This is a genomic window from Pseudomonas sp. 2FG (genome assembly GCF_005502935.1).
In the GTDB taxonomy this organism is placed as follows: domain Bacteria; phylum Pseudomonadota; class Gammaproteobacteria; order Pseudomonadales; family Pseudomonadaceae; genus Aquipseudomonas.
In genome coordinates this window covers 54,134-75,010 of record NZ_SCMP01000015.1, presented here as the reverse complement: position 1 = coordinate 75,010, position 20,877 = coordinate 54,134, and the positions used below count along the sequence as shown (strand labels likewise).

General features: G+C 61.1%; 18 protein-coding genes, 1 tRNA gene and 1 pseudogene. 16 read left to right on the top strand and 4 right to left on the bottom strand.

The window, feature by feature from the left end; genetic code table 11:
* The first annotated feature begins 24 nt into the window (after positions 1–24).
* The 8 genes from apaG to FFS13_RS15650 all read left to right on the top strand — a co-directional run bounded on the left by apaG (position 25) and on the right by FFS13_RS15650 (position 8,692).
* Positions 25–405 carry a Co2+/Mg2+ efflux protein ApaG gene (gene apaG, locus FFS13_RS15685; protein ID WP_137820018.1) on the top strand — a complete coding sequence of 127 codons (381 nt, stop codon included), beginning with the start codon at positions 25–27 and terminating at the stop codon, positions 403–405.
* Complete coding sequence (locus FFS13_RS15680) at positions 405–1,229, top strand: symmetrical bis(5'-nucleosyl)-tetraphosphatase (RefSeq protein ID WP_137820017.1); 825 nt, start codon at positions 405–407, stop codon at positions 1,227–1,229. The genes apaG and FFS13_RS15680 overlap by 1 nt, the downstream gene beginning before the upstream one ends.
* Positions 1,226–1,555, top strand: coding sequence for a thiosulfate sulfurtransferase GlpE (glpE, locus tag FFS13_RS15675; RefSeq protein ID WP_137820016.1), 330 nt, complete (start codon positions 1,226–1,228; stop codon positions 1,553–1,555). The genes FFS13_RS15680 and glpE overlap by 4 nt, the downstream gene beginning before the upstream one ends.
* A 283-nt stretch (positions 1,556–1,838) precedes the next feature.
* Positions 1,839–3,761, top strand: coding sequence for a PrkA family serine protein kinase (locus tag FFS13_RS15670; RefSeq protein ID WP_137820015.1), 1,923 nt, complete (start codon positions 1,839–1,841; stop codon positions 3,759–3,761).
* Between the two features lie 219 nt (positions 3,762–3,980).
* Positions 3,981–5,252 carry a YeaH/YhbH family protein gene (locus FFS13_RS15665; protein ID WP_137820014.1) on the top strand — a complete coding sequence of 424 codons (1,272 nt, stop codon included), beginning with the start codon at positions 3,981–3,983 and terminating at the stop codon, positions 5,250–5,252.
* Between the two features lie 13 nt (positions 5,253–5,265).
* Positions 5,266–6,831 carry a SpoVR family protein gene (locus FFS13_RS15660; protein ID WP_137820013.1) on the top strand — a complete coding sequence of 522 codons (1,566 nt, stop codon included), beginning with the start codon at positions 5,266–5,268 and terminating at the stop codon, positions 6,829–6,831.
* 62 nt (positions 6,832–6,893) lie between these two features.
* Entirely contained in the window at positions 6,894–7,403 is a 510-nt protein-coding gene (locus tag FFS13_RS15655; protein WP_137820012.1) for a DUF4136 domain-containing protein, read from the top strand.
* A gap of 56 nt (positions 7,404–7,459) precedes the next feature.
* On the top strand, positions 7,460–8,692 hold the full coding sequence (locus tag FFS13_RS15650; RefSeq protein WP_137820011.1) for a multifunctional CCA addition/repair protein: 1,233 nt from the start codon (positions 7,460–7,462) through the stop codon (positions 8,690–8,692).
* Here FFS13_RS15650 and folK read toward each other — a convergent pair.
* Positions 8,665–9,207, bottom strand: a complete 543-nt coding sequence (gene folK / locus FFS13_RS15645; RefSeq protein WP_137820010.1) for a 2-amino-4-hydroxy-6-hydroxymethyldihydropteridine diphosphokinase — start codon at positions 9,205–9,207, stop codon at positions 8,665–8,667. The two genes, FFS13_RS15650 and folK, sit on opposite strands and share 28 nt — an antisense overlap.
* On the bottom strand, positions 9,198–9,554 hold the full coding sequence (gene folB, locus FFS13_RS15640; protein WP_137820009.1) for a dihydroneopterin aldolase: 357 nt from the start codon (positions 9,552–9,554) through the stop codon (positions 9,198–9,200). The genes folK and folB overlap by 10 nt, the downstream gene beginning before the upstream one ends.
* A gap of 75 nt (positions 9,555–9,629) precedes the next feature.
* Between folB and plsY the strand changes: the two genes are divergently transcribed.
* Complete coding sequence (gene plsY, locus FFS13_RS15635) at positions 9,630–10,199, top strand: glycerol-3-phosphate 1-O-acyltransferase PlsY (RefSeq protein WP_137820008.1); 570 nt, start codon at positions 9,630–9,632, stop codon at positions 10,197–10,199.
* A 51-nt stretch (positions 10,200–10,250) separates the two neighbouring features.
* Here the strand turns inward: plsY and tsaD are convergent, their stop codons facing one another.
* The gene (tsaD, locus tag FFS13_RS15630; protein WP_137820007.1) at positions 10,251–11,276 is read right to left on the bottom strand and encodes a tRNA (adenosine(37)-N6)-threonylcarbamoyltransferase complex transferase subunit TsaD; all 1,026 of its coding nucleotides are present in this window, start codon (positions 11,274–11,276) and stop codon (positions 10,251–10,253) included.
* Positions 11,277–11,475: 199 nt separating this feature from the next.
* Between tsaD and rpsU the strand changes: the two genes are divergently transcribed.
* The 7 genes and pseudogenes from rpsU to FFS13_RS15600 all read left to right on the top strand — a co-directional run bounded on the left by rpsU (position 11,476) and on the right by FFS13_RS15600 (position 19,505).
* Positions 11,476–11,691: a 30S ribosomal protein S21 gene (gene rpsU / locus FFS13_RS15625; protein WP_002551877.1), complete on the top strand. Its 216-nt coding sequence runs from the start codon at positions 11,476–11,478 to the stop codon at positions 11,689–11,691.
* 133 nt (positions 11,692–11,824) lie between these two features.
* Positions 11,825–11,959 (top strand): annotated as a pseudogene (locus FFS13_RS20400) (GatB/YqeY domain-containing protein); the annotation flags it as partial.
* 64 nt (positions 11,960–12,023) lie between these two features.
* Positions 12,024–12,203: a GatB/YqeY domain-containing protein gene (locus FFS13_RS20395; RefSeq protein ID WP_256657912.1), complete on the top strand. Its 180-nt coding sequence runs from the start codon at positions 12,024–12,026 to the stop codon at positions 12,201–12,203.
* Positions 12,204–12,248: 45 nt separating this feature from the next.
* Positions 12,249–14,201, top strand: a complete 1,953-nt coding sequence (gene dnaG, locus FFS13_RS15615) for a DNA primase (protein ID WP_137820006.1) — start codon at positions 12,249–12,251, stop codon at positions 14,199–14,201.
* Between the two features lie 68 nt (positions 14,202–14,269).
* Positions 14,270–16,117, top strand: coding sequence for an RNA polymerase sigma factor RpoD (gene rpoD / locus FFS13_RS15610; protein WP_137820005.1), 1,848 nt, complete (start codon positions 14,270–14,272; stop codon positions 16,115–16,117).
* Positions 16,118–16,317: 200 nt separating this feature from the next.
* Positions 16,318–16,394: transfer RNA gene (locus tag FFS13_RS15605), tRNA-Ile, on the top strand.
* A gap of 651 nt (positions 16,395–17,045) precedes the next feature.
* The gene (locus tag FFS13_RS15600) at positions 17,046–19,505 is read left to right on the top strand and encodes a M10 family metallopeptidase (RefSeq protein WP_137820004.1); all 2,460 of its coding nucleotides are present in this window, start codon (positions 17,046–17,048) and stop codon (positions 19,503–19,505) included.
* A 50-nt stretch (positions 19,506–19,555) separates the two neighbouring features.
* On the opposite strand, the gene FFS13_RS15595 is transcribed toward FFS13_RS15600, so the two are convergent.
* A complete protein-coding gene (locus FFS13_RS15595; RefSeq protein WP_137820003.1) occupies positions 19,556–20,875 on the bottom strand; it encodes a TolC family outer membrane protein in 1,320 nt (439 codons plus the stop codon).
* Between the last annotated feature and the right edge of the window lie 2 nt (positions 20,876–20,877).

Sequence of the window (20,877 nt, the reverse complement as noted above, 5' to 3'; positions counted from 1 at the left end):
TGTTCCGCCATCAGAGCCATTCGCATGTCCGATCCCCGTTACCAGGTCGACGTCAGCGTCGTCACCCGCTTTCTCCCGGAGCAATCGCAGCCGGAGCAGAACCGCTTTGCTTTCGCCTATACCGTGACCATCCACAACAATGGCCAACTAGCGGCCAAGCTGCTGTCGCGCCACTGGCTGATTACCGACGGTGATGGCCGCGTGCAGGAGGTTCGCGGGCCCGGCGTGGTTGGCCAGCAACCGCTGATCGAGCCGGGCCAGAGCCACACTTACAGCAGCGGCACGGTCATGGGCACCAGCGTCGGCAATATGCAGGGCAGTTACCAGATGCTCGCCGATGACGGTAAACGCTTCGACGCGCTCATCGCGCCGTTCCGCCTAGCCGTGCCCGGGGCCCTGCACTGATGACGCTGTATGCTGTCGGCGATCTGCAAGGCTGTCTGGAACCCCTGCAATGCCTGCTGCAACGCGTCGCCTTCGATCCCAGCAAAGACTGCCTGTGGCTGGTCGGTGACCTGGTCAATCGCGGCTCGCAGTCACTGGAGACCCTGCGCTTTCTCTACGCCATACGCGACTCACTGGTCTGCGTGCTGGGCAACCACGATTTGCACCTGCTGGCGGTGGCGCACAATATCGAGCGTCTGAAGAAAGCCGACACCCTGCGCGAGATCCTCGAGGCGCCGGATCGCGATGACCTGCTCGACTGGCTGCGGCGGCAAAAGCTGCTGCACTATGACGCCGAGCGCGACATCGCCCTGGTGCATGCGGGCATCCCGCCGCAGTGGACCCTGAAGAAGGCGCTCCAATGCGCCGCCGAAGTCGAAGAGGCGCTGCTCGACGATACCCGTCTGCCCCTGTTCCTCGATGGCATGTATGGCAACGAACCGACCAAGTGGGACAAGGATCTCAAGGGCGTGACGCGCCTGCGGGTGATCACCAATTACTTCACCCGCATGCGCTTTTGCAAAGCCGACGGCACACTAGACCTGAAGAGCAAGGAAGGGCTCGGCAGCGCGCCACCCGGCTATGCCCCCTGGTTCAGTTACGCCGAACGCAAGACCCGCGGGCTGAAGCTGATCTTCGGCCACTGGGCCGCCCTGGAAGGCCAGTGCCACGAGCCCGGCCTGTTTGCCCTGGACACCGGCTGCGTGTGGGGCGGCGCCCTGACCTTATTGAATGTCGATAGCGGCGAGCGCCACCGCTGCGACTGTACGGAGAACCGTTTATGAGTGAGTTCAAACGCATCCCCCCCGAACAGGCCCACGCCCTGCGCGAGCAAGGTGCAGTGGTGGTCGATATCCGCGACCCGCAGAGCTTTGCCCTCGGCCATATCAGCGGCTCACGCCATCTGGACAACCACTCGCTGCACGACTTCATCGCCAAGGCCGACCTCGACAAACCGCTGATCGTCACCTGCTACCACGGCAACTCCAGCCAGAGCGCCGCAGCTTATCTGGTCAACCAGGGTTTCTCCGAGGTTTACAGCCTGGATGGCGGCTTCGAGCTATGGCGCGCGACCTTCCCGACCGAGACCGCCACCGAGCAGGCCGAATAAAAATTTTCAGGCTGGCGACCCCGCGCCATCCCTGGGCTGCCGCCCTGCTCTGACGAACGGTAATTGGCACTTATCGTTCGCCAGCCCTTGACCTTGCCAATTCCGAACTATCCTTACCCCCAGGCCATCCAAAATAGGGGAGAGCCGGCACACCGGCTTCCGGGCTATCGGCAGCGACCTTTTAGGTGTTCTGGGGGATTCACATCCGCCGATTCGTCGGCTGATTGCCAGCACCCGCACGACCGATCCCGCGCCGGCTCCGAGCATCAAGCGAGGTGACGTCATGAGTATTTTCAGCCACTTCCAACAGCGTTTCGAAGCGACCCGCCAGGAGGAGTATTCCCTTCAGGAATACCTCGAACTGTGCAAGCAGGACCGCAGCGCCTATGCCACCGCGGCTGAACGCCTACTGCTGGCCATTGGCGAACCGGAGTTGCTCGATACCTCCCACAACTCCCGACTATCGCGGATCTTCTCCAACAAGGTGATCCGCCGCTACCCGGCCTTTGCCGACTTCCATGGCATGGAAGAATGCATCGACCAGATCGTGTCTTTCTTCCGCCATGCCGCCCAGGGCCTGGAAGAGAAGAAGCAGATCCTCTATCTGCTCGGCCCGGTCGGTGGCGGCAAATCCTCACTCGCGGAAAAACTCAAACAACTGATGGAGAAGGTGCCCTTCTACGCGATCAAGGGCTCGCCGGTATTCGAGTCGCCGCTGGGGCTGTTCAATAGCACCGAGGACGGCACGATTCTCGAAGAGGACTTCGGCATTCCGCGGCGCTACCTGAGCACCGTCATCTCGCCTTGGGCGACCAAGCGCCTGGCCGAGTTCGGTGGCGACATCAGCCAATTCCGGGTGGTCAAACTCTACCCCTCGATCCTTAATCAGATCGCCATCGCCAAGACCGAACCCGGCGATGAGAACAACCAGGACATCTCCGCCCTGGTCGGCAAGGTCGACATCCGCAAGCTGGAAGACTTCCCGCAGAACGACGCCGACGCCTACAGCTATTCCGGCGCCCTGTGCCGCTCCAACCAGGGTCTGATGGAATTCGTCGAGATGTTCAAGGCGCCGATCAAGGTGCTGCACCCGCTGCTGACTGCCACCCAGGAGGGCAACTACAACAGCACCGAGGGTCTCGGCGGCCTGCCGTTCAGCGGCATCCTGCTGGCCCACTCCAACGAGTCGGAATGGCATAGCTTCCGCAACAACAAGAACAACGAAGCCTTTATCGATCGGATCTACATCGTCAAGGTGCCCTACTGCCTGCGCGTCAGCGACGAGATCAAGATCTACGACAAGCTGCTGTTCAACAGCTCGCTGGCCAAGGCCCATTGCGCCCCAGACACCCTGAAGATGCTGGCGCAGTTCTCGGTACTCTCGCGCCTGAAGGAGCCGGACAACTCCAACGTCTACTCGAAGATGCGCGTCTACGATGGCGAAAACCTCAAGGACACCGATCCCAAGGCCAAGTCGATCCAGGAATACCGCGACACCGCCGGAGTCGACGAAGGCATGAACGGCCTGTCGACCCGCTTCGCCTTCAAGATCCTCTCCAAGGTGTTCAACTTCGACCCGCACGAAATCGCCGCGAATCCGGTGCACCTGTTGTATGTGCTGGAACAACAGATCGAGCAGGAACAGTTCCCGGCGGAAATGCGCGAGCGCTATTTGCGCTACATCAAGGAATACCTGGCGCCGCGCTATATCGAGTTCATCGGCAAGGAGATCCAGACTGCCTACCTGGAGTCTTACAGCGAGTACGGGCAGAACATCTTCGATCGCTACGTGCTGTACGCCGACTTCTGGATTCAGGACCAGGAATATCGCGACCCGGAAACCGGCGAAATCCTCAATCGCGTAGCCCTCAACGAGGAGCTGGAGAAGATCGAAAAACCCGCCGGAATCAGCAACCCGAAGGATTTCCGCAACGAAATCGTCAACTTCGTGCTGCGTGCCCGCGCCAACAACAACGGCAAGAACCCGACCTGGCTCAGCTACGAGAAGCTGCGCGTGGTGATCGAGAAGAAGATGTTCTCCAACACCGAGGATCTGCTGCCGGTCATCAGCTTCAACGCCAAGGCGAGCAAGGAGGATCAACAGAAACACAACGACTTTGTCTCCCGCATGGTCGAGCGCGGCTACACCGACAAGCAGGTACGCCTGCTGTCCGAATGGTATCTGCGGGTCAGAAAGTCGCAGTAACCGGCCACCGGCCTGGCCGGTCGTTGTTGCCGCAGAGCCTGCGCCCAGTCACGGCCGCAGGCTCTATGAGCCGGTTCAAGATCGTCGCGAGCGCAGGTCAGGCAAGGCGAAAACAGGTGAGAAAGCGGAGTTTACGAGTGGTAAATGAGCATTCCGAACCTGTTTTCAACGCCGCATGACCAAGCGCAGTAGATATTGAACAGGCTCAAAGGAGCGCCCATGAGCTATGTGATAGACCGCCGCCTGAACGGCAAGAACAAGAGCACGGTGAACCGCCAGCGCTTCCTGCGGCGTTATCGTGATCACATCAAGAAGGCGGTGGAAGAAGCCGTCGGCCGCCGCTCCATCACCGACATGGAGCACGGCGAACAGATCAGCATTCCCGGTCGCGATATCGACGAGCCGCTGTTTCATCACGGCCGGGGCGGTAAGCAGACCATCGTCCATCCTGGCAACAAGGAGTTCACCGCCGGCGAGCGGATCCCGCGCCCGGCAGGCGGTGGCGCAGGCAAAGGCGCCGGCAAGGCCAGCAACTCCGGCGAGGGCATGGACGAGTTCGTCTTCCAGATCACCCAGGAGGAGTTCCTCGACTTCATGTTCGAGGATCTGGAGCTACCCAACCTGGTGAAACGCCACCTGACCGGCAGCGACACCTTCAAAACGGTGCGCGCGGGGATCAGCAATCAAGGCAATCCCTCGCGGATCAATATCGTCCGCACCCTGAGGTCGGCCCATGCGCGACGTATCGCGCTGTCCGGCAGCAGCCGCATCAAACTGCATTTCACAGAGCTGGAGCTGGAACGGCTTAAACGCGAAGAACCCGACAACTTCGAAGACATTCAACGCACCGAGGCCGAAATAATTCGCCTGCTCGCGCGCATCAAAAAGGTGCCCTTCCTCGACACCTTCGACCTCAAGTACAACCTGCTGATCAAGCAACCGAATCCCAGCTCCAAGGCGGTAATGTTCTGTCTAATGGACGTTTCCGGCTCCATGACCCAGTCCACCAAGGACATCGCCAAGCGCTTCTTCATCCTCTTGTACCTGTTCCTCAAACGGAACTACGAGAAGATCGATGTGGTGTTTATCCGCCACCACACCAGCGCCCGCGAGGTGGATGAGGAGGAGTTCTTCTACTCCCGGGAAACCGGCGGCACCATAGTCTCCAGCGCCCTGAAGCTGATGCAGGAAGTCATGGCCGAGCGCTACCCGGTCAACGAATGGAACATCTACGCCGCCCAGGCTTCGGACGGTGACAACTGGAATGATGACTCGCCTATTTGCCGTGACATCCTGCTCAAGCAAATCATGCCGTTCGTGCAGTACTTCACCTACGTCGAGATCACCCCGCGCGAGCACCAGGCGCTGTGGTTCGAGTACGAACAGGTCGGCGAGGCCTTCGCCGACACCTTCGCCCAGCAGCAGTTGGTGTCCGCCGGCGACATCTATCCGGTGTTCCGCGAGCTCTTCCAGCGCCGGCTAGTGACATGAGGGGACTCAAAAAATGACTCCCAACGAAAAGAAACGCCAGCCGATCTCCACCGGTTCGGAATGGACCTTCGAGCTGATTCGCGCCTACGACCGCGAAATCAGTCGACTCGCCGAAGGCTATGCGCTGGACACCTACCCGAATCAGATCGAAGTGATCACCGCCGAGCAGATGATGGATGCCTACGCCTCCGTCGGCATGCCGCTCGGCTATCACCACTGGTCCTACGGCAAACACTTCCTCAGTACCGAGAAGTCCTACAACCGCGGACAGATGGGCCTGGCCTACGAGATCGTGATCAACTCCGACCCCTGCATCGCCTACCTGATGGAAGAGAACACCATGTGCATGCAGGCCTTGGTGGTGGCGCATGCCTGCTACGGGCACAACAGCTTCTTCAAGGGTAATTATCTGTTCCGCACCTGGACCGACGCCAGCTCGATCATCGACTACCTGGTGTTCGCCAAGCAGTACATCATGCAGTGCGAGGAACGCCACGGCATCGACGCGGTTGAAGACCTGCTGGACTCCTGCCACGCCCTGATGAACTACGGCGTGGACCGCTACAAGCGGCCCTACCCGATCTCCGCCGAAGAGGAACGGCGGCGGCAGAAAGACCGTGAGGAGCACCTGCAGAAGCAGATCAACGACCTCTGGCGGACCATCCCCAAAGGCGCCGGCAAGGGCAGCGATAAAGACAGCAAGCGCTTCCCCGCAGAGCCCCAGGAAAACATCCTGTATTTCCTTGAGAAACACGCGCCGTTGCTGGAGCCCTGGCAGCGCGAAGTGGTGCGCATCGTCCGTAAAATCGCCCAGTACTTCTATCCACAACGCCAGACCCAGGTGATGAACGAAGGCTGGGCGACCTTCTGGCACTACACCCTGATGAACGACCTGTATGACGAAGGCTTGGTCACCGACGGTTTCATCATGGAGTTCCTCCAGTCGCACACCAGCGTGATCTACCAGCCGCCTTTCGACAGCCCCTATTACAACGGCATCAACCCCTACACCCTGGGTTTTGCCATGTACCGCGACATCCGCCGCATCTGCGAAGAGCCGACCGAAGAGGACAAACGCTGGTTCCCGGATATTGCCGGCAGCGACTGGCTGGCGACCCTGAAATTCGCCATGAATAGCTTCAAGGATGAGAGCTTTATCCTGCAGTACCTCTCCCCCAAGGTGATCCGCGACCTGAAGCTGTTCAGCATCCTGGATGACGACCAGAAGGACGAGCTGCTGGTCTCCGCGATCCACGACGAACCGGGTTATCGCCTCATCCGCGAAACCCTCGCCGCCCAGTACAACCTTGGCAATCGCGAACCCAACATCCAGATCTGGAGCATCGATCGCCGCGGTGACCGCTCACTGACCCTGCGGCATCAGCAGCACGATCGCAAACCGCTGGGCGACTCCACCGAGGAGGTGCTGAAACACCTGCACCGCCTGTGGGGCTTCGACATCCATCTGGAAACCGTGCAGGGCGAGAAAATCGTCCATACCCAGCATGTCCCCCCCAGATCCGAGCAAGAGGGCACAGGCGACTACCCACGGCTCGACCTGATGATCCCGCCCATTTGATCGGTTGACCGCTCGCGAGCTGCCGCCGAGCATGCCGTTATCCTCCGCGGAGCCTGCCGCCCATGCGTGTGTTTGTCGTTTTGCTGCTCTGCCTGGCACTGGCCAGCTGCGCCAGCCACAGCCCCCAGATCCGCGTGGTGCAAGCCGCCGCGCCCGCCTTGGCGAGTCGCCATAGCTTTCAGTTGCTGCCACCGGAGCAGGCACTCAGCGGCGAGCTGCCTTTGCGTGAGCAGTACGCCCAGCTCGAACCACTGCTGCGCCAAGGCCTCGCCGAACGCGGTTATCACGAAAGCCCGCAGCCCGAGTTGCGGGTGTATTACTGGCTGGCCCTGCACGACACCCCGCTGGAATTTCGCGTCGACACGCCGCCACCCAACCCGCTCGGCGCCTACCAGGCCATCCACCGCCTGCACGATGAAACCGGCACCCTGCGCTTACGGCTGACCGACCTGAACGGCCAGGTGCTCTGGGAAGGCCTGGCCAGCACCGGGCTGAGCCCCGCCTGGGATAGCACCGAACAGCTGCAAAGCGCCGTAGCCGCGTTGCTGCAACAGATTCCCGTCGCCCACTGAGCCTCCGTTTTCGGGGCGCAGCGGTTATGCTGTCGCGCTAACGGAAGGGGTTTTCCATGCAGATTTACAAGGTCGGCGGCGCTGTGCGCGACCGCTTGCTCGGCCGTCCGGTCACCGACATCGATTGGCTGGTGGTCGGCGCCAGCGCCGAAGAGATGCAAGCCCTGGGCTTTCGCCCGGTTGGCGAGGACTTTCCGGTATTTCTCCACCCGCAGAGCGGCGAGGAATACGCCCTCGCCCGTACCGAGCGCAAAAGCGGGCGCGGCTACGGCGGCTTTACCTTCTACGCCAGCCCCGAGGTCACCCTCGAAGAAGACCTGATCCGCCGCGACCTGACGATCAACGCCATGGCCGAAGACGACCACGGCGCGCTCTACGACCCCTACGGCGGCCAGCACGACCTTGCCGCCCGCCTGTTGCGCCACGTCTCTCCGGCCTTCGCCGAAGACCCGCTACGGGTGCTGCGCGTCGCCCGCTTCGCCGCCCGTTATGCGCCATTGGGTTTTCGCATCGCCACGGAAACCCTGACGTTGATGCGCCAGCTCAGCGAGTCTGGCGAACTGCTGGCGCTGACCCCCGAGCGCGGCTGGAAAGAGATTTCCCGCGCGCTGCTGGAGCCATGCCCGGAGGTGTTCATCGAAGTGCTGCGCGACTGTGGCGCGCTCAAGGTGTTGCTGCCGGAAGTCGATAGCCTGTTCGGTGTACCGCAACCGGCCGCCCATCACCCGGAAATCGACACCGGCGCCCATGTGCTCAGCGTGCTGCGCCAATGTGCCGAGCATGCACAGCCACTGACGGTGCGCTGGGCCTGCCTGCTGCATGACCTGGGCAAAGGCCTGACGCCGGAAAGCCAGTGGCCACGGCATATCGCCCACGAACACAACGGCCTGCGCCTGATCCGCGCGGTGAATGAGCGCTGCAAAGCACCGCGCGATTGCCAGGAGCTGGCCCTGCTGGTCGGCGAGTACCACAGCCACGCCCATCGGGTCCTGGAGCTGAAACCCACGACCCTGCTGGAGCTGCTGCAGAGCTTCGACAGCTATCGCCGGCCGCAGCGCTTCGAGGAATTTATCGCCGCCTGCGAGATGGACGCCCGCGGCCGCCTTGGCCTGGAACAACGCGACTACCCGCAAGCCGCCTACCTGCGCGGCGCGGCCGAGGCTGCGCGCGCAGTGACGGTACAACCGCTACTGGCGCAAGGTTTCCAAGGTGCAGAGCTGGGGGAGGCGTTAAAGCGTGAGCGCCTGACGGCACTCAAAGCCTACAAGGCCGGCTCCGGGAAGGCCTGACGCAGCGATGGCGGGGTCAGCTCGCGGTCGCGCCAGATAAAGGACACCGGCCACAGCGCCTGATCGATCCGCGCCCCTTGCCAGAGCGCGGCAAAAGTCTGCCCCACTCCCGGATGCAACCTCTCCGGCGCCAACAGCGCCAGCGGCCAGAGCACGAACGCGTTTTTCAGGATTTCCGCGCGCGGTAACACCAGGCCGTCGAAATTGCCGACCTGCTCGCCATACAGCAGCACGTCGATGTCCAGCGGCAGACCCTTGCGCTCAGGCGCATAGCGGCCATTGTCCGCCTCGATGAACTTCAGCCGCCGATCCAGCTCGATCAGCGGCAGATCGGTTTGCGCGGCCACCACCAGATTGAAGAAGGGACCGCTTTTGATCCCCACCGCCTGGCTCTCGAATACCGGCGAGCAGTGCAACTGCCGCAGAAAGCCCGACAGCGCCTCGAGACCGGCAGTCAAATGCGCCTCGCGCTCGATATTGCTACCGAGGCCAAGCAAGATCGGGGTCAGAGACATCCGCGCTCGATCTCCACCCCGACCCCGCCACTGGCCGCCGGTATGGCGCCGGGCTTGGTCAACTTCAAACGCAACCAGGGAATCTGGAACTCGCTCATCAAGGTCTCGGCCAAACGTTCGGCGAAGGTTTCCACCAAGATGAACTGCGCTTGCGCGGCAAACGCCTGAATCCGCGCCGATACCGCGGCATAGTCGAGCGCCTTGGTCAGGTCATCGCCGGCCGCCGCCGGGCGATTATCCCAGCCGAAACTCAGATCCAGACGTAGACACTGGCGAATCTCACGCTCCCAGTCATACGCACCGATCACCGTGTCGACTTCCAGACCCTCGATAAACACTCTGTCCAAACACTCTGCTCCGCCGCACGACAAGGGCACAGGGCCCCGTTAGAATCGGGGCTTGTCCGCCCCGGAATGGATACCATGTTTTGGTTGCTGGCGATCCTCGCCTACCTGCTCGGTTCGTTGTCCTTCGCCATTCTGCTCAGCCGTCTGGCTGGCGGCCCGGATCCTCGTGCCAGTGGCTCGGGCAATCCCGGTGCGACCAATATGCTGCGGGTCGCCGGCAAGAAACTGGCGATCCTGACCCTGCTCGGCGATCTGCTGAAAGGCCTGCTGCCCGTCTTGATCGCACACCTGCTGGGCTTTCATCTCCAACAACAAGCCTGGATTGGTCTGGCCGCAGTGATCGGCCATCTCTATCCGCTGTACTTTCACTTCCGCGGCGGCAAAGGCGTCGCCACTGCCGCCGGCATGCTCCTCGGCCTCTACCCACCGGCCGCCTTGCTGGCTATTGGCGCCTGGGCGCTGACCTTCCAGCTCACGCGCACCAGCTCGCTGGCTGCCCTGATCGCTACGCCACTCACCCTGCCATTACTGGCTTGGCAGCAACCAGGGGCACTGTTACCGATGAGTGTGTTGACCGGCCTGATCGTCTGGCGGCACCGCGGCAATCTACGCGACCTGTTCGCCGGGCGCGAACGACATTTCTGAGTCTGCCTCCTGAGGCCGACTCAAGCTCAGTCCCACCCACGCGCAATACGCCTAGAGTGCCGGCAGTTGCTCCATCGGCCAGCGCGCCTGCACCTTGATGCTTGGCCCTTCGTGCTGACCGGCCTGCAGGCGCTGGCAACCAGCGTAGGCGATCATCGCGCCGTTGTCGGTGCAAAATGCCGGACGGGCATAAAAGACCTTGCCGTTGAGCTCCGCGAGCATTTTTTCCAGTGACTGGCGCAGTGCCTGGTTGGCGCTAACGCCACCCGCGATCACCAGACGCTTGAGGCCAGTTTGTTTAAGGGCTCGCCGACACTTGATGGTCAGAGTCTCCACCACCGCCTGCTGGAAGGCCAGGGCGATGTCGCAACGGGTCTGTTCACCGTCGTCGCCAGTGCTGCGGCACTGCTGCCAGGTGTTCAAGGCAAAGGTTTTCAAGCCACTAAAGCTGAAATCCAGCCCAGGCCGGTCGGTCATCGGCCGCGGGAAGACGAAGCGCCCCGGCGTGCCACTCTCCGCCAGCCGGGCGATTTCCGGCCCACCGGGATAGCCCAGACCGATCAACTTGGCGGTCTTATCGAAAGCCTCACCGGCGGCATCGTCCAGCGACTCGCCGAGCAATTGATAACGACCGATACCATCCACCCGCACCAACTGGGTATGCCCGCCGGACACCAAGAGCGCGACGAACGGAAACTCCGGCGGCTGCTCTTCCAGCATCGGCGCCAGCAAGTGCCCCTCCATGTGATGCACACCCAGCGCCGGAACACCCCAGGCAAACGCCAACGCCTGAGCACAGGAGGCGCCAACCAGCAGCGCACCGACCAGGCCGGGGCCGGCGGTATAGGCGATGGCATCGATCTCGCCTGGCGCACAGCCAGACTCCGCCAGCACCTGACGGATCAGCGGCAACATGCGCTTGACGTGGTCGCGCGAGGCCAGCTCCGGCACCACCCCGCCATAGGCGCGGTGCAGATCGATCTGGCTGAACAGGGCATCTGCCAACAGACCGCGCTCGCTGTCATACAGCGCGACGCCGGTTTCATCACAAGAGGTTTCTAATCCCAGTACGAGCATGGGTTTGTCCCTTCAGCCTGGGCAAATTCGAAGGCGCGCATAATAATCGCCCCCCCAGGCCCCGGCCAGCGGTTTTCGATCAGAGGCTTTGCATTCCTGGCGATGAGGCGTTAACATCCGCAACCCTTAAAAACCGACGTCCTCCAGCGCCATTTGCCACGAGTACGTCTACCCCGGTAATGAATGAAGGTAGCTCTGGATGCCAGCCGTCAAAGTTAAAGAGAACGAACCCTTCGACGTAGCTCTGCGTCGCTTCAAACGCTCCTGTGAAAAAGCCGGTGTTCTGGCCGAAGTTCGCAGCCGCGAGTTCTACGAGAAACCCACTTCCGAGCGCAAGCGTAAGGCTGCAGCCGCAGTTAAGCGTCACGCTAAGAAAGTGCAGCGCGAACAGCGCCGCGCCGTACGCCTGTATTAATCCACAGACGCACGTAGTCAGTTTTTGCCACGCCCGGCCCAAAGCCGGGCTCCGGCATGACCGAAGCCAGCTCAAGATCTGCATCACCGAGGCCATCAAGGACGCCATACGCGCCTAAGATAAGCCTCGACTGATGACGTTACGCCTCGCCATGGCCGATATTAAGCGTATCGAAATTGACGAGCGTATCGTGGTCGATGACGCTCGCACCCTGCTGATCCTCGACAAGATGATCAAACAGCGTCGCGACTCCCCGCATCAGCTCAGCGACGCTGGTCGCAAAGACCTCGCCGAAGCCGAAGCCGCCGAAATTGTCGTGCTTCAAGCCTTATATGCCGAAACCACTAGACGAGCCCGAGATCAGCTCGCTGATCCAGCACGCTATCGTCGACAGCGGCGCCCAAGGCATGCCGGACACGGGCAAAGTGATGGCAGTCTTGCGCCCCCAGACGCAAGGCCGCGCCGACATGGCACTGATCAACCAACAACTGAAAGCCTGTCTGTCCTCCTGATTCCGCCGCAGCTATGCTGGCGACTCGCCTGATTACGAGAACGCCATGGCCGGGCTGATACCCCAGACTTTTATTGATGACCTGCTGAACCGCACCGACATCGTCGACGTGGTCAGTTCGCGCGTTCAATTGAAGAAAACCGGCAAGAATTTCAGCGCCTGCTGCCCATTCCACAAAGAGAAAACCCCCTCGTTCAGCGTCAGCCCAGACAAGCAGTTCTACTACTGCTTCGGCTGCGGCGCCGGCGGCAACGCCCTGGGTTTTATCATGGATCACGACAACCTGGACTTTCCCCAGGCCGTCGAGGAACTGGCAAAAGCCGCCGGCATGGAAGTGCCGCGCGAGGAAAGCAGCGGCCGCAATCAAAAACCGCGACAACCGACCGACTCGCCGCTCTACCCCCTGCTGACCGCCGCCGCCGACTACTACCGGCAGGCACTGAAAAGCCACCCAACCCGCAAAGCCGCCGTGGACTACCTGAAAGGCCGCGGCCTGTCGGGCGAGATTGCCCGCGACTTTGGCCTCGGCTTCGCCCCGCCCGGCTGGGATAACCTGCTCAAACATTTGAGCAGCGACAGCCTGCAGCAGAAAGCCATGATCGACGCCGGCCTGCTGATCGAAAACGCCGAGAGCGGTAAACGCTACGACCGCTTCCGCGATCGCGTGATCTTCCCGATCCGCGACAGCCGCGGCCGCGTGATCGCCTTCGGCGGCCGCGTACTGGGTGACGACAAGCCGAAATACCTGAACTCGCCGGAAACCCCGGTCTTTCATAAAGGCCAGGAACTCTACGGCCTGTTCGAAGCGCGCAAGAATAACCGCAACCTCGACGAGATCATGGTGGTCGAGGGCTATATGGACGTGATCGCCCTCGCCCAGCAAGGCTTACGCAACGCCGTCGCGACCCTCGGCACCGCCACCAGCGAGGAACACCTCAAGCGCCTGTTTCGCCTTGTCCCGAGCGTCTTATTCTGCTTCGACGGCGACCAGGCTGGTCGCAGCGCCGCCTGGCGCGCACTGGAATCGACCCTGCCGAGCCTGCAAGACGGCCGCCGCGCACGGTTTTTGTTTCTTCCAGAAGGCGAAGACCCGGACACCCTGGTACGCAGCGAAGGCACCGATGCGTTTCGCGCCCGCATCAATCAGCAGGCGCAGCCGCTGGCCGACTATTTTTTCCAGCAACTCACCCAGGAAGCCGACCCGCGCTCACTGGAAGGCAAGGCCCATCTAGCCACCCTGGCCGTACCGCTGATCGACAAAATACCCGGTGCCAACCTGCGCACCCTGATGCGCCAGCGCCTCAGCGAAATTACCGGCCTCAACAGCGAAGCGCTTGGCCAGGCGATCCAGAACGCCCCCGCCGAGGAGCCGCCAAGCTACGATCCGAGCGCCTACTACGACGTAGCCCCTGGCTACGGACACGAGGAATACAGCCCTCAACCCGAACAAAATTGGCAAAAGAAGCCTGGACAGAAAGGCCGCGGACAGCAGCAGTGGGAAAAATCCCGGGACAAGAAAGGCAAGCGCCCGGACTTCGAGTCCAGGGCGCCACGCATAGCCGCACCGGTAGAGTCGCCCACGCTGACCGCCTTGCGCACGCTACTGCACCACCCGGAATTGGCGCATAAGGTCGAGGATGCCAGCCATTTCGCCGCGGAAAACGATACCTACGCGCAACTGCTGGTCGCCCTGCTCGGAGCCCTGCAGAAGAATCCCAAGCTACGCTCATTGCAGTTGATCGCCCGCTGGCACGGCACCGAACAAGGCCGCCTGCTTAAGGCGCTGGCAGAAAAGGAATGGCTGATTCAGGCCGACAACCTTGAACAACAGTTTTTCGACACTATAACTAGTCTTGCAGCCCGCCAACGCGAGCGCAGCCTGGAACATTTGCTCCGCAAAGCACGTCAAAGTGAACTAAGCGCAGAAGAAAAAGACCAACTGCGCGACTTACTCAGCCGCACTATTACTCCCATCACCCCGACCTCAACTGGCGCGTGAGGTCCCTGCTCAGGTATAATCCTCGGCTTGTTTTTTTGCCCGCCAAGACCTTCAGTGGATAGGGTGTTATGTCCGGAAAAGCGCAACAACAGTCTCGCCTCAAAGAGTTGATCAGCCGTGGTCGTGAGCAGGGTTACCTGACTTACGCCGAGGTCAACGACCACCTGCCGGAGGATATTTCCGATCCGGAACAGGTGGAAGACATCATCCGCATGATTAACGACATGGGGATCAACGTATTCGAGAGCGCCCCGGATGCGGATGCCCTGCTATTGGCCGAAGCCGATACCGACGAAGCCGCCGCTGAAGAAGCTGCTGCTGCGTTGGCCGCGGTAGAAACCGATATCGGGCGCACTACCGACCCGGTGCGCATGTATATGCGCGAAATGGGCACGGTGGAGCTGCTCACTCGTGAAGGCGAGATCGAAATCGCCAAGCGCATCGAGGAAGGCATTCGCGAAGTGATGGGCGCTATCGCTCATTTCCCGGGAACTGTCGACAGCATTCTCGCCGAATACACCCGCGTCACCACCGAGGGCGGGCGCCTCGCCGAAGTCCTCAGCGGCTATATCGACCCGGACGATGGTATTGCCGCGCCGGCCGAAGTCCCCGTTCCGGCCATCAAAGACGGCGCGGCCGCCGAGACCGAGACCGAAGACGAAGAAGCCGAAGGCGACAGCGAAGACGAAGAAGAAGGCGATGGCGGCCCGGATCCGGAAGTCGCACGCCAACGTTTCGGCGCGGTAGCCGAGCAGCTGGAACAAGCCAAGAAAGTGCTGAAAAAGCACGGGCGCGACAGCAAGCAAAGCATTGCCGAGCTGAAGGCCTTGGCCGAGCTGTTTATGCCGATCAAGCTGGTGCCGAAGCAGTTCGACGCCCTGGTTGTGCGGGTGCGTGACTCCCTGGAGCGCCTGCGTGCCCAGGAACGCGCCATCATGCAACTCTGCGTGCGGGATGCCCGCATGCCGCGAGCCGACTTCTTGCGCCAGTTCCCCAGCCATGAAATCGACGAAAGCTGGACCGAGCAACTGGCCAAAGGCAAGAGCAAATACGCCGAGGCCATCGGTCGCCTGCAGTCCGACATTCAGCGTTGCCAGCAGAAGCTCGCAGCACTTGAGACCGAGACCGGCCTGAAGCTGGCCGAGATCAAGGACATCAACCGGCGCATGTCGATTGGCGAGGCCAAGGCCCGCCGCGCGAAGAAGGAGATGGTTGAAGCGAACTTGCGCCTGGTGATCTCGATCGCCAAGAAGTACACCAACCGCGGCCTGCAGTTCCTCGACCTGATTCAGGAAGGCAACATCGGCCTGATGAAGGCGGTGGACAAGTTCGAATACCGTCGCGGCTACAAGTTCTCGACCTATGCCACCTGGTGGATTCGTCAGGCGATCACCCGCTCGATCGCCGACCAGGCGCGGACCATCCGTATCCCGGTACATATGATCGAGACGATCAACAAGCTCAACCGCATCTCTCGCCAGATGCTGCAGGAGATGGGCCGCGAGCCGACTCCGGAAGAGCTGGGTGAGCGCATGGAGATGCCCGAGGACAAGATCCGCAAGGTCTTGAAGATTGCCAAAGAGCCGATCTCCATGGAAACCCCGATCGGTGATGATGAAGACTCCCACCTGGGCGACTTCATCGAAGACTCCACCATGCAGTCGCCGATCGACGTAGCCACGGTCGAAAGTCTCAAGGAAGCGACCCGCGAAGTGCTGGCCGGCCTCACTGCCCGTGAAGCCAAGGTACTGCGCATGCGCTTCGGCATCGATATGAATACCGACCACACACTGGAAGAGGTGGGTAAACAGTTCGACGTGACCCGCGAGCGGATTCGTCAAATTGAAGCCAAGGCGCTGCGCAAGCTGCGCCATCCGACGAGAAGCGAGCATCTACGCTCCTTCCTCGACGAGTAACCACAAAACCCCCGGCCTAGCCGGGGGTTTTGCTTTCCGCCCCCACCACCCATAGCAGCCCGTCTACACTCGCCAATACCCCGAGTCGTAATGAGGCTGCCATGCCGCGACTGCGGATGCCCTCACCAGCAATTTTCTCGGCCCACACCGTTTGGTTGGCACTCTACAGAACGCCCCGTTATAATCCGCCGGCTTTCTGAGGGCCTATAGCTCAGTTGGTTAGAGCAGGGGACTCATAATCCCTTGGTCGCAGGTTCGAGTCCTGCTGGGCCCACCATATATATCAAAGACTTAGCCTGCCTGGCTTTCAGTTGCAGCGCTCCTTGCCTATGCAACAGCTGATCGACTTGCGTCTCGTCAGCTGCGTTGACCGCCCTACCGACCACGCCATACCCAGTTCAATCTAGGCGTCACTCTCTCGCAGCTAGAGCAACTGCCAGCCGCCGAAAGTGCCTACCTCGCCGCCATCGCGCAGAACCCAGCCCTCGAACGTATGCAAAAGCCGCCAGAGGTCCTGGCGATCTAACAATCGCTGCCGGATAAAAAAATCGTCAGCACCGATGAGGCCTGCGAGTTGCACCTACTCGCGCTCACCTGCCAGAGCCGCGCCTTTGCCTAGAGCATGGCGGGCAGTTTGTTGACCGCGATCGACCTACCGAAGCTCATCACCACACTCGGAAAGTACCAAGAACGCACGCTTCAACTGGCGACTCAAATCTGCTGGCGGGGTTGCAGCGACGCCCGAACCAAGGCCGCCAGCATTCGCCTTTGTTCGATATGCCACGTTTTTTTAAAGACATTGAAAGTACAATCAGCACCGTCGCGCCGAAGCCCGGATAGAGGTAGCCAACCTCCGCCCTAATCGGCACGTCATTAACTACAAGGGAATGCAGTGTTCCTGACATCAAATACGGATAATTAATACGTCATGCCAGCACCTAACGGATCGACAGTCTCCAGTGAAGTAGCTCTTTCCAACAATCTGCATATCAATAGCCTGGTGTATGGCAGCAAATGGGGCGGCGCCCTCGGCTCCAGCGCGGCGCTGTCCTATAGCTTTCTCTCCAGCAGCTCGTATTACGCGACCGAATACTCCTTCGACAACGAGCACCTGAACAGCTACCAGCTGACCAGCAATCAAAAAGCGGCTGTCACCCAAGCGCTCGGTGCCTGGGCCGCGGTTGCGAATATCAGTTTCTCGCTAACCACCGACTCGAGCACCAATGTAGGCGACCTGCGCTTTGGCGGTTATGCCGGCATGGACTCCGACACCGCCGCCTGGGCCTATCTCCCCAGTGGCGCGCCGGCTTCCGGTGATGTCTGGATCGGCCCGGCGACTTCTGAGGCCAATCCCACGACTGGAACTTACGACTACCTCACCTTCGTGCACGAGATCGGCCATGCCCTGGGCCTGAAGCATCCGTTCGAGAACGGTGACAGCAATTCCACCGTGCTTCCCGCGGAATACGACGACGTCCGCTATACGGTGATGAGTTATACCGACCCTTATTCCTACGAGCCGACGACGCCCATGTTGTTGGACATAGCGGCCATTCAGTACCTGTATGGCGCGAATATGCAGTGGCATACCGGGAACGACACCTACCAGTGGAGCGCCGGCAAGCCCGTTTTCGAAACCATTTGGGATGCGGGCGGCATCGACACCCTGAGTGCCAGCAACCAGAGCCAAGCGGTGACCCTCAACCTCAACCCCGGCACCTTCAGCAGTATCGGCGCTACCTTCTGGAGCGGCTCCGCCTATATCAATAATGGGTTGGCCATCGCCTATGGGGCGCAGATCGAGAATGCAGTGGGCTCGGCATATGCCGATACCCTGATCGGCAATACGCTGGCCAATATGCTGAACGGCGGCGCGGGCAACGACACACTGATCGGCGATCTCGGTAACGACACCTATGTGGTCGACAGCGCGTCTGATGTCATCAGCGAAACCAGCACCCTGGCCAGCGAAATCGATACGGTGCACGCCTCGGTGTCCTGGACCCTGGGCGCCAATCTTGAGAATTTGCTGTTGACCGGCTCCTTAGCCATCAATGGCACCGGCAACAGCCTGAACAATGTCATCTATGCCAATGCGGGCAACAATCTACTCGATGGCGGGGCGGGTCTCGATAGCCTCAGCTATGCCTATGCTGCTGCCGGCGTCACCGTCAGCCTAGCCAGCACCACAGCGCAGGCGACCGGTGGTTCCGCCAGCGATACCCTGCTGAACTTCGAGAACCTGATCGGCAGCAAATACAACGACACCCTGACCGGCAGCGCCATTACCAATGTGCTGAATGGCGGCGCGGGCAACGACACACTGATCGGCGGCCTCGGCAACGACACCTATGTGGTCGACAGCGCGTCTGATGTCATCAGCGAAACCAGCACCCTGGCCACCGAAATCGATACGGTGCACTCCTCGGTGTCCTGGACCCTGGGCGCCAATCTCGAGAAGCTAGTACTGAACGGCAGTGCGGCCATCAATGGCAACGGCAACGCCTTGAACAACTCCCTGACCGGCAATACCGCCGCCAACATCCTGAATGGCGGCAGCGGCAACGACACACTGGTCGGCGGCCTCGGTAACGACACCTACATAGTCGACAGCAGCGTCGACGTCATCAGCGAAACCAGCGTGTTGACCAGTGAAATCGACTCGGTGTGGTCGTCGGTAAACTGGACCTTGGGCGCCAACTTCGAGAGCTTGGTGCTGATCGGCTCTGCAGCCATCAACGGCACCGGCAATAACCTCAACAACACCCTCTATGCCAGCGCCGGCAACAATGTGCTGGACGGCGGGGCCGGGGTCGATCTGCTCAATTACGACCTTGCCACCACGGCCGTTAGCGTTAACCTGGCCAGCACCGCAGCACAAGCCACCGGCGGCTCTGGCTCCGATACTTTGTCGAACTTCGAAAACCTCACTGGCAGTCAGTACAACGACACACTGACGGGTAGCACTGTCGCCAACGTTTTAATTGGCGGTACAGGAAATGACACCCTATCGGGAGGCGCTGGCAACGACCTTCTGGTTGGCGGTGCAGGCGTAGACAGGCTCAATGGTGGCACCGGAGCAGATCGCTTCGACTTCAACGCCTTAACCGAAATGGGCCTGGGGTCGCTGCGCGATGTGCTGGGTGATTTCAAAAGCAGTGAAGGCGACAAGATTGACCTGTCGACCCTGGATGCCAACACGGCAACCGCGGCCAATGATGTCTTCGCCTTTATCGGTACATCCACATTCAGCAGTACCAACGCGGCCGGCCAACTGCGCTTCGCTGGCAGCGTGCTGTACGGCAGCACCGATACCGATGCGGCGGCTGAATTTGAAATCCAGTTGCTGGGCGTGACCTCTCTGAGCAACACCGATCTGCTTGCCTGATCGGCCTTGCGATGCAGCCTCTGTCCGCTTCACCTAGCGGCAGAGGCCCGCTAAAACAATCCCTGAACCTCTTGCAGCACGGCGTGGGTCATCTGGCCGGTGCGGGTATGCAGGTTAACGTAGCTTTGCAGCATCACCAGTTTGGTGTTGAGCAGGTCGCGCTTCGCGGCAAACAGGCGCTGCTGCGCATCGAGAATCTCCACGGTCGAACGCACGCCGGCCTGGTAGCCTTTTTCCGCAGAGGTCAGCGCCCGCTGGTTGGAACGCACCGCCGTCAGCATCGCCTTGCTCTTCTCGAAACCGCTCACCACCCCGAGGTAGTCGCGTTCGATATCCTCGGTTAACTGCTGTTGCTCGGCGTCATATTCCGAACGGGCGCCGTAGAGGGCCGAGTGGGCGCGCTCGGCCGAGGCGCTGACGGCGCCGCCCTGATAGAGGGGAATATCAACCAGCAGGCCCACATAGTAAGTGGACTGGCGCTGGGAGAATTCATTGAGATCGCTCTTGTCGGTGCGCGACAGCTGGCCGGTCAGCGCCACTGTCGGGTAGTGCCCGGCTTGCTGCAGCTTGAGATCGGCCTCGGCCAGCTGAACCGAGGCGCGCCTGGCCTCCAGCAGCGGGCTGGCCTGGTCGGCCTTGAGCAGCCAATAGCCTAGATCCGCATCGGCCGGCAGCAGGTTATTGGCCGGCAGCTGTTCCTGCATGTCGGCGATCCGCATCACCGCAATGCCGGCGCGCCCCGAGAGTTTGCGCAGCGCCGCTTGCCGCTGGGCCTGCAATTCGATTTCCTGGGCGCGGATCAGGTCCAGCCTGGCCTGGGCTTCCTCAGTATCGGTGATCGCCCCTTCGCCGGCCTCGAACAGCCGTTTCGTCTGCTTGGCCAGCCCTTCGATCGCGGATTTCTGCTGGGTCGCCAATTTCAGCTCGTTTTCCACTCGCGCCACGTCGAAATAGGCCTCGGCCACGCGCTCGAAGAGGCCCTGGCCGGCACCCTCGTACTGCACCTCGCCCAGTTGGCCACGCGCCTTGGACTGCTCGTAGAAGGCCCAGCGCCCCTTGTCGAAGAGCGGCTGACGCAGCGCCAGGGTGGCGGTGTCGGCGCTGAACTGATCGCTCTGGTTAGCGACTTGAGACTCACCGCCAAGCTCTCCGCCGCGGCCAAAGCGGGAGCTGATCCCGACCTGGGGCAACAGGCCCCCTCTGCCGATGGCTTCCTCCTGCTGGGAAGCCTGGTAGTCGTAACCCGCCACCTGATAGGTGGCATCGTTCTGCCGGGAGGCATCATAGAGCTCGGTCAGCGACAACTCGGAGTCGCTCGCCCAGATTGGACAGGCCCAGATCAGGGCGATAACGGCAGTCCTGCTTCGCACTC

Excerpts from the sequence above, each read along its gene's own strand:
- apaG (WP_137820018.1), top strand. The coding sequence starts at position 25 with ATGTCCGATCCCCGTTACCAGGTCGACGTCAGCGTCGTCACCCGCTTT.
- FFS13_RS15680 (WP_137820017.1), top strand. The coding sequence starts at position 405 with ATGACGCTGTATGCTGTCGGCGATCTGCAAGGCTGTCTGGAACCCCTG.
- glpE (WP_137820016.1), top strand. The coding sequence starts at position 1,226 with ATGAGTGAGTTCAAACGCATCCCCCCCGAACAGGCCCACGCCCTGCGC.
- FFS13_RS15670 (WP_137820015.1), top strand. The coding sequence starts at position 1,839 with ATGAGTATTTTCAGCCACTTCCAACAGCGTTTCGAAGCGACCCGCCAG.
- FFS13_RS15665 (WP_137820014.1), top strand. The coding sequence starts at position 3,981 with ATGAGCTATGTGATAGACCGCCGCCTGAACGGCAAGAACAAGAGCACG.
- FFS13_RS15660 (WP_137820013.1), top strand. The coding sequence starts at position 5,266 with ATGACTCCCAACGAAAAGAAACGCCAGCCGATCTCCACCGGTTCGGAA.
- FFS13_RS15655 (WP_137820012.1), top strand. The coding sequence starts at position 6,894 with ATGCGTGTGTTTGTCGTTTTGCTGCTCTGCCTGGCACTGGCCAGCTGC.
- FFS13_RS15650 (WP_137820011.1), top strand. The coding sequence starts at position 7,460 with ATGCAGATTTACAAGGTCGGCGGCGCTGTGCGCGACCGCTTGCTCGGC.
- folK (WP_137820010.1), bottom strand. The coding sequence starts at position 9,207 with ATGTCTCTGACCCCGATCTTGCTTGGCCTCGGTAGCAATATCGAGCGC.
- plsY (WP_137820008.1), top strand. The coding sequence starts at position 9,630 with ATGTTTTGGTTGCTGGCGATCCTCGCCTACCTGCTCGGTTCGTTGTCC.
- tsaD (WP_137820007.1), bottom strand. The coding sequence starts at position 11,276 with ATGCTCGTACTGGGATTAGAAACCTCTTGTGATGAAACCGGCGTCGCG.
- rpsU (WP_002551877.1), top strand. The coding sequence starts at position 11,476 with ATGCCAGCCGTCAAAGTTAAAGAGAACGAACCCTTCGACGTAGCTCTG.
- FFS13_RS20395 (WP_256657912.1), top strand. The coding sequence starts at position 12,024 with ATGCCGAAACCACTAGACGAGCCCGAGATCAGCTCGCTGATCCAGCAC.
- dnaG (WP_137820006.1), top strand. The coding sequence starts at position 12,249 with ATGGCCGGGCTGATACCCCAGACTTTTATTGATGACCTGCTGAACCGC.
- rpoD (WP_137820005.1), top strand. The coding sequence starts at position 14,270 with ATGTCCGGAAAAGCGCAACAACAGTCTCGCCTCAAAGAGTTGATCAGC.
- FFS13_RS15600 (WP_137820004.1), top strand. The coding sequence starts at position 17,046 with ATGCCAGCACCTAACGGATCGACAGTCTCCAGTGAAGTAGCTCTTTCC.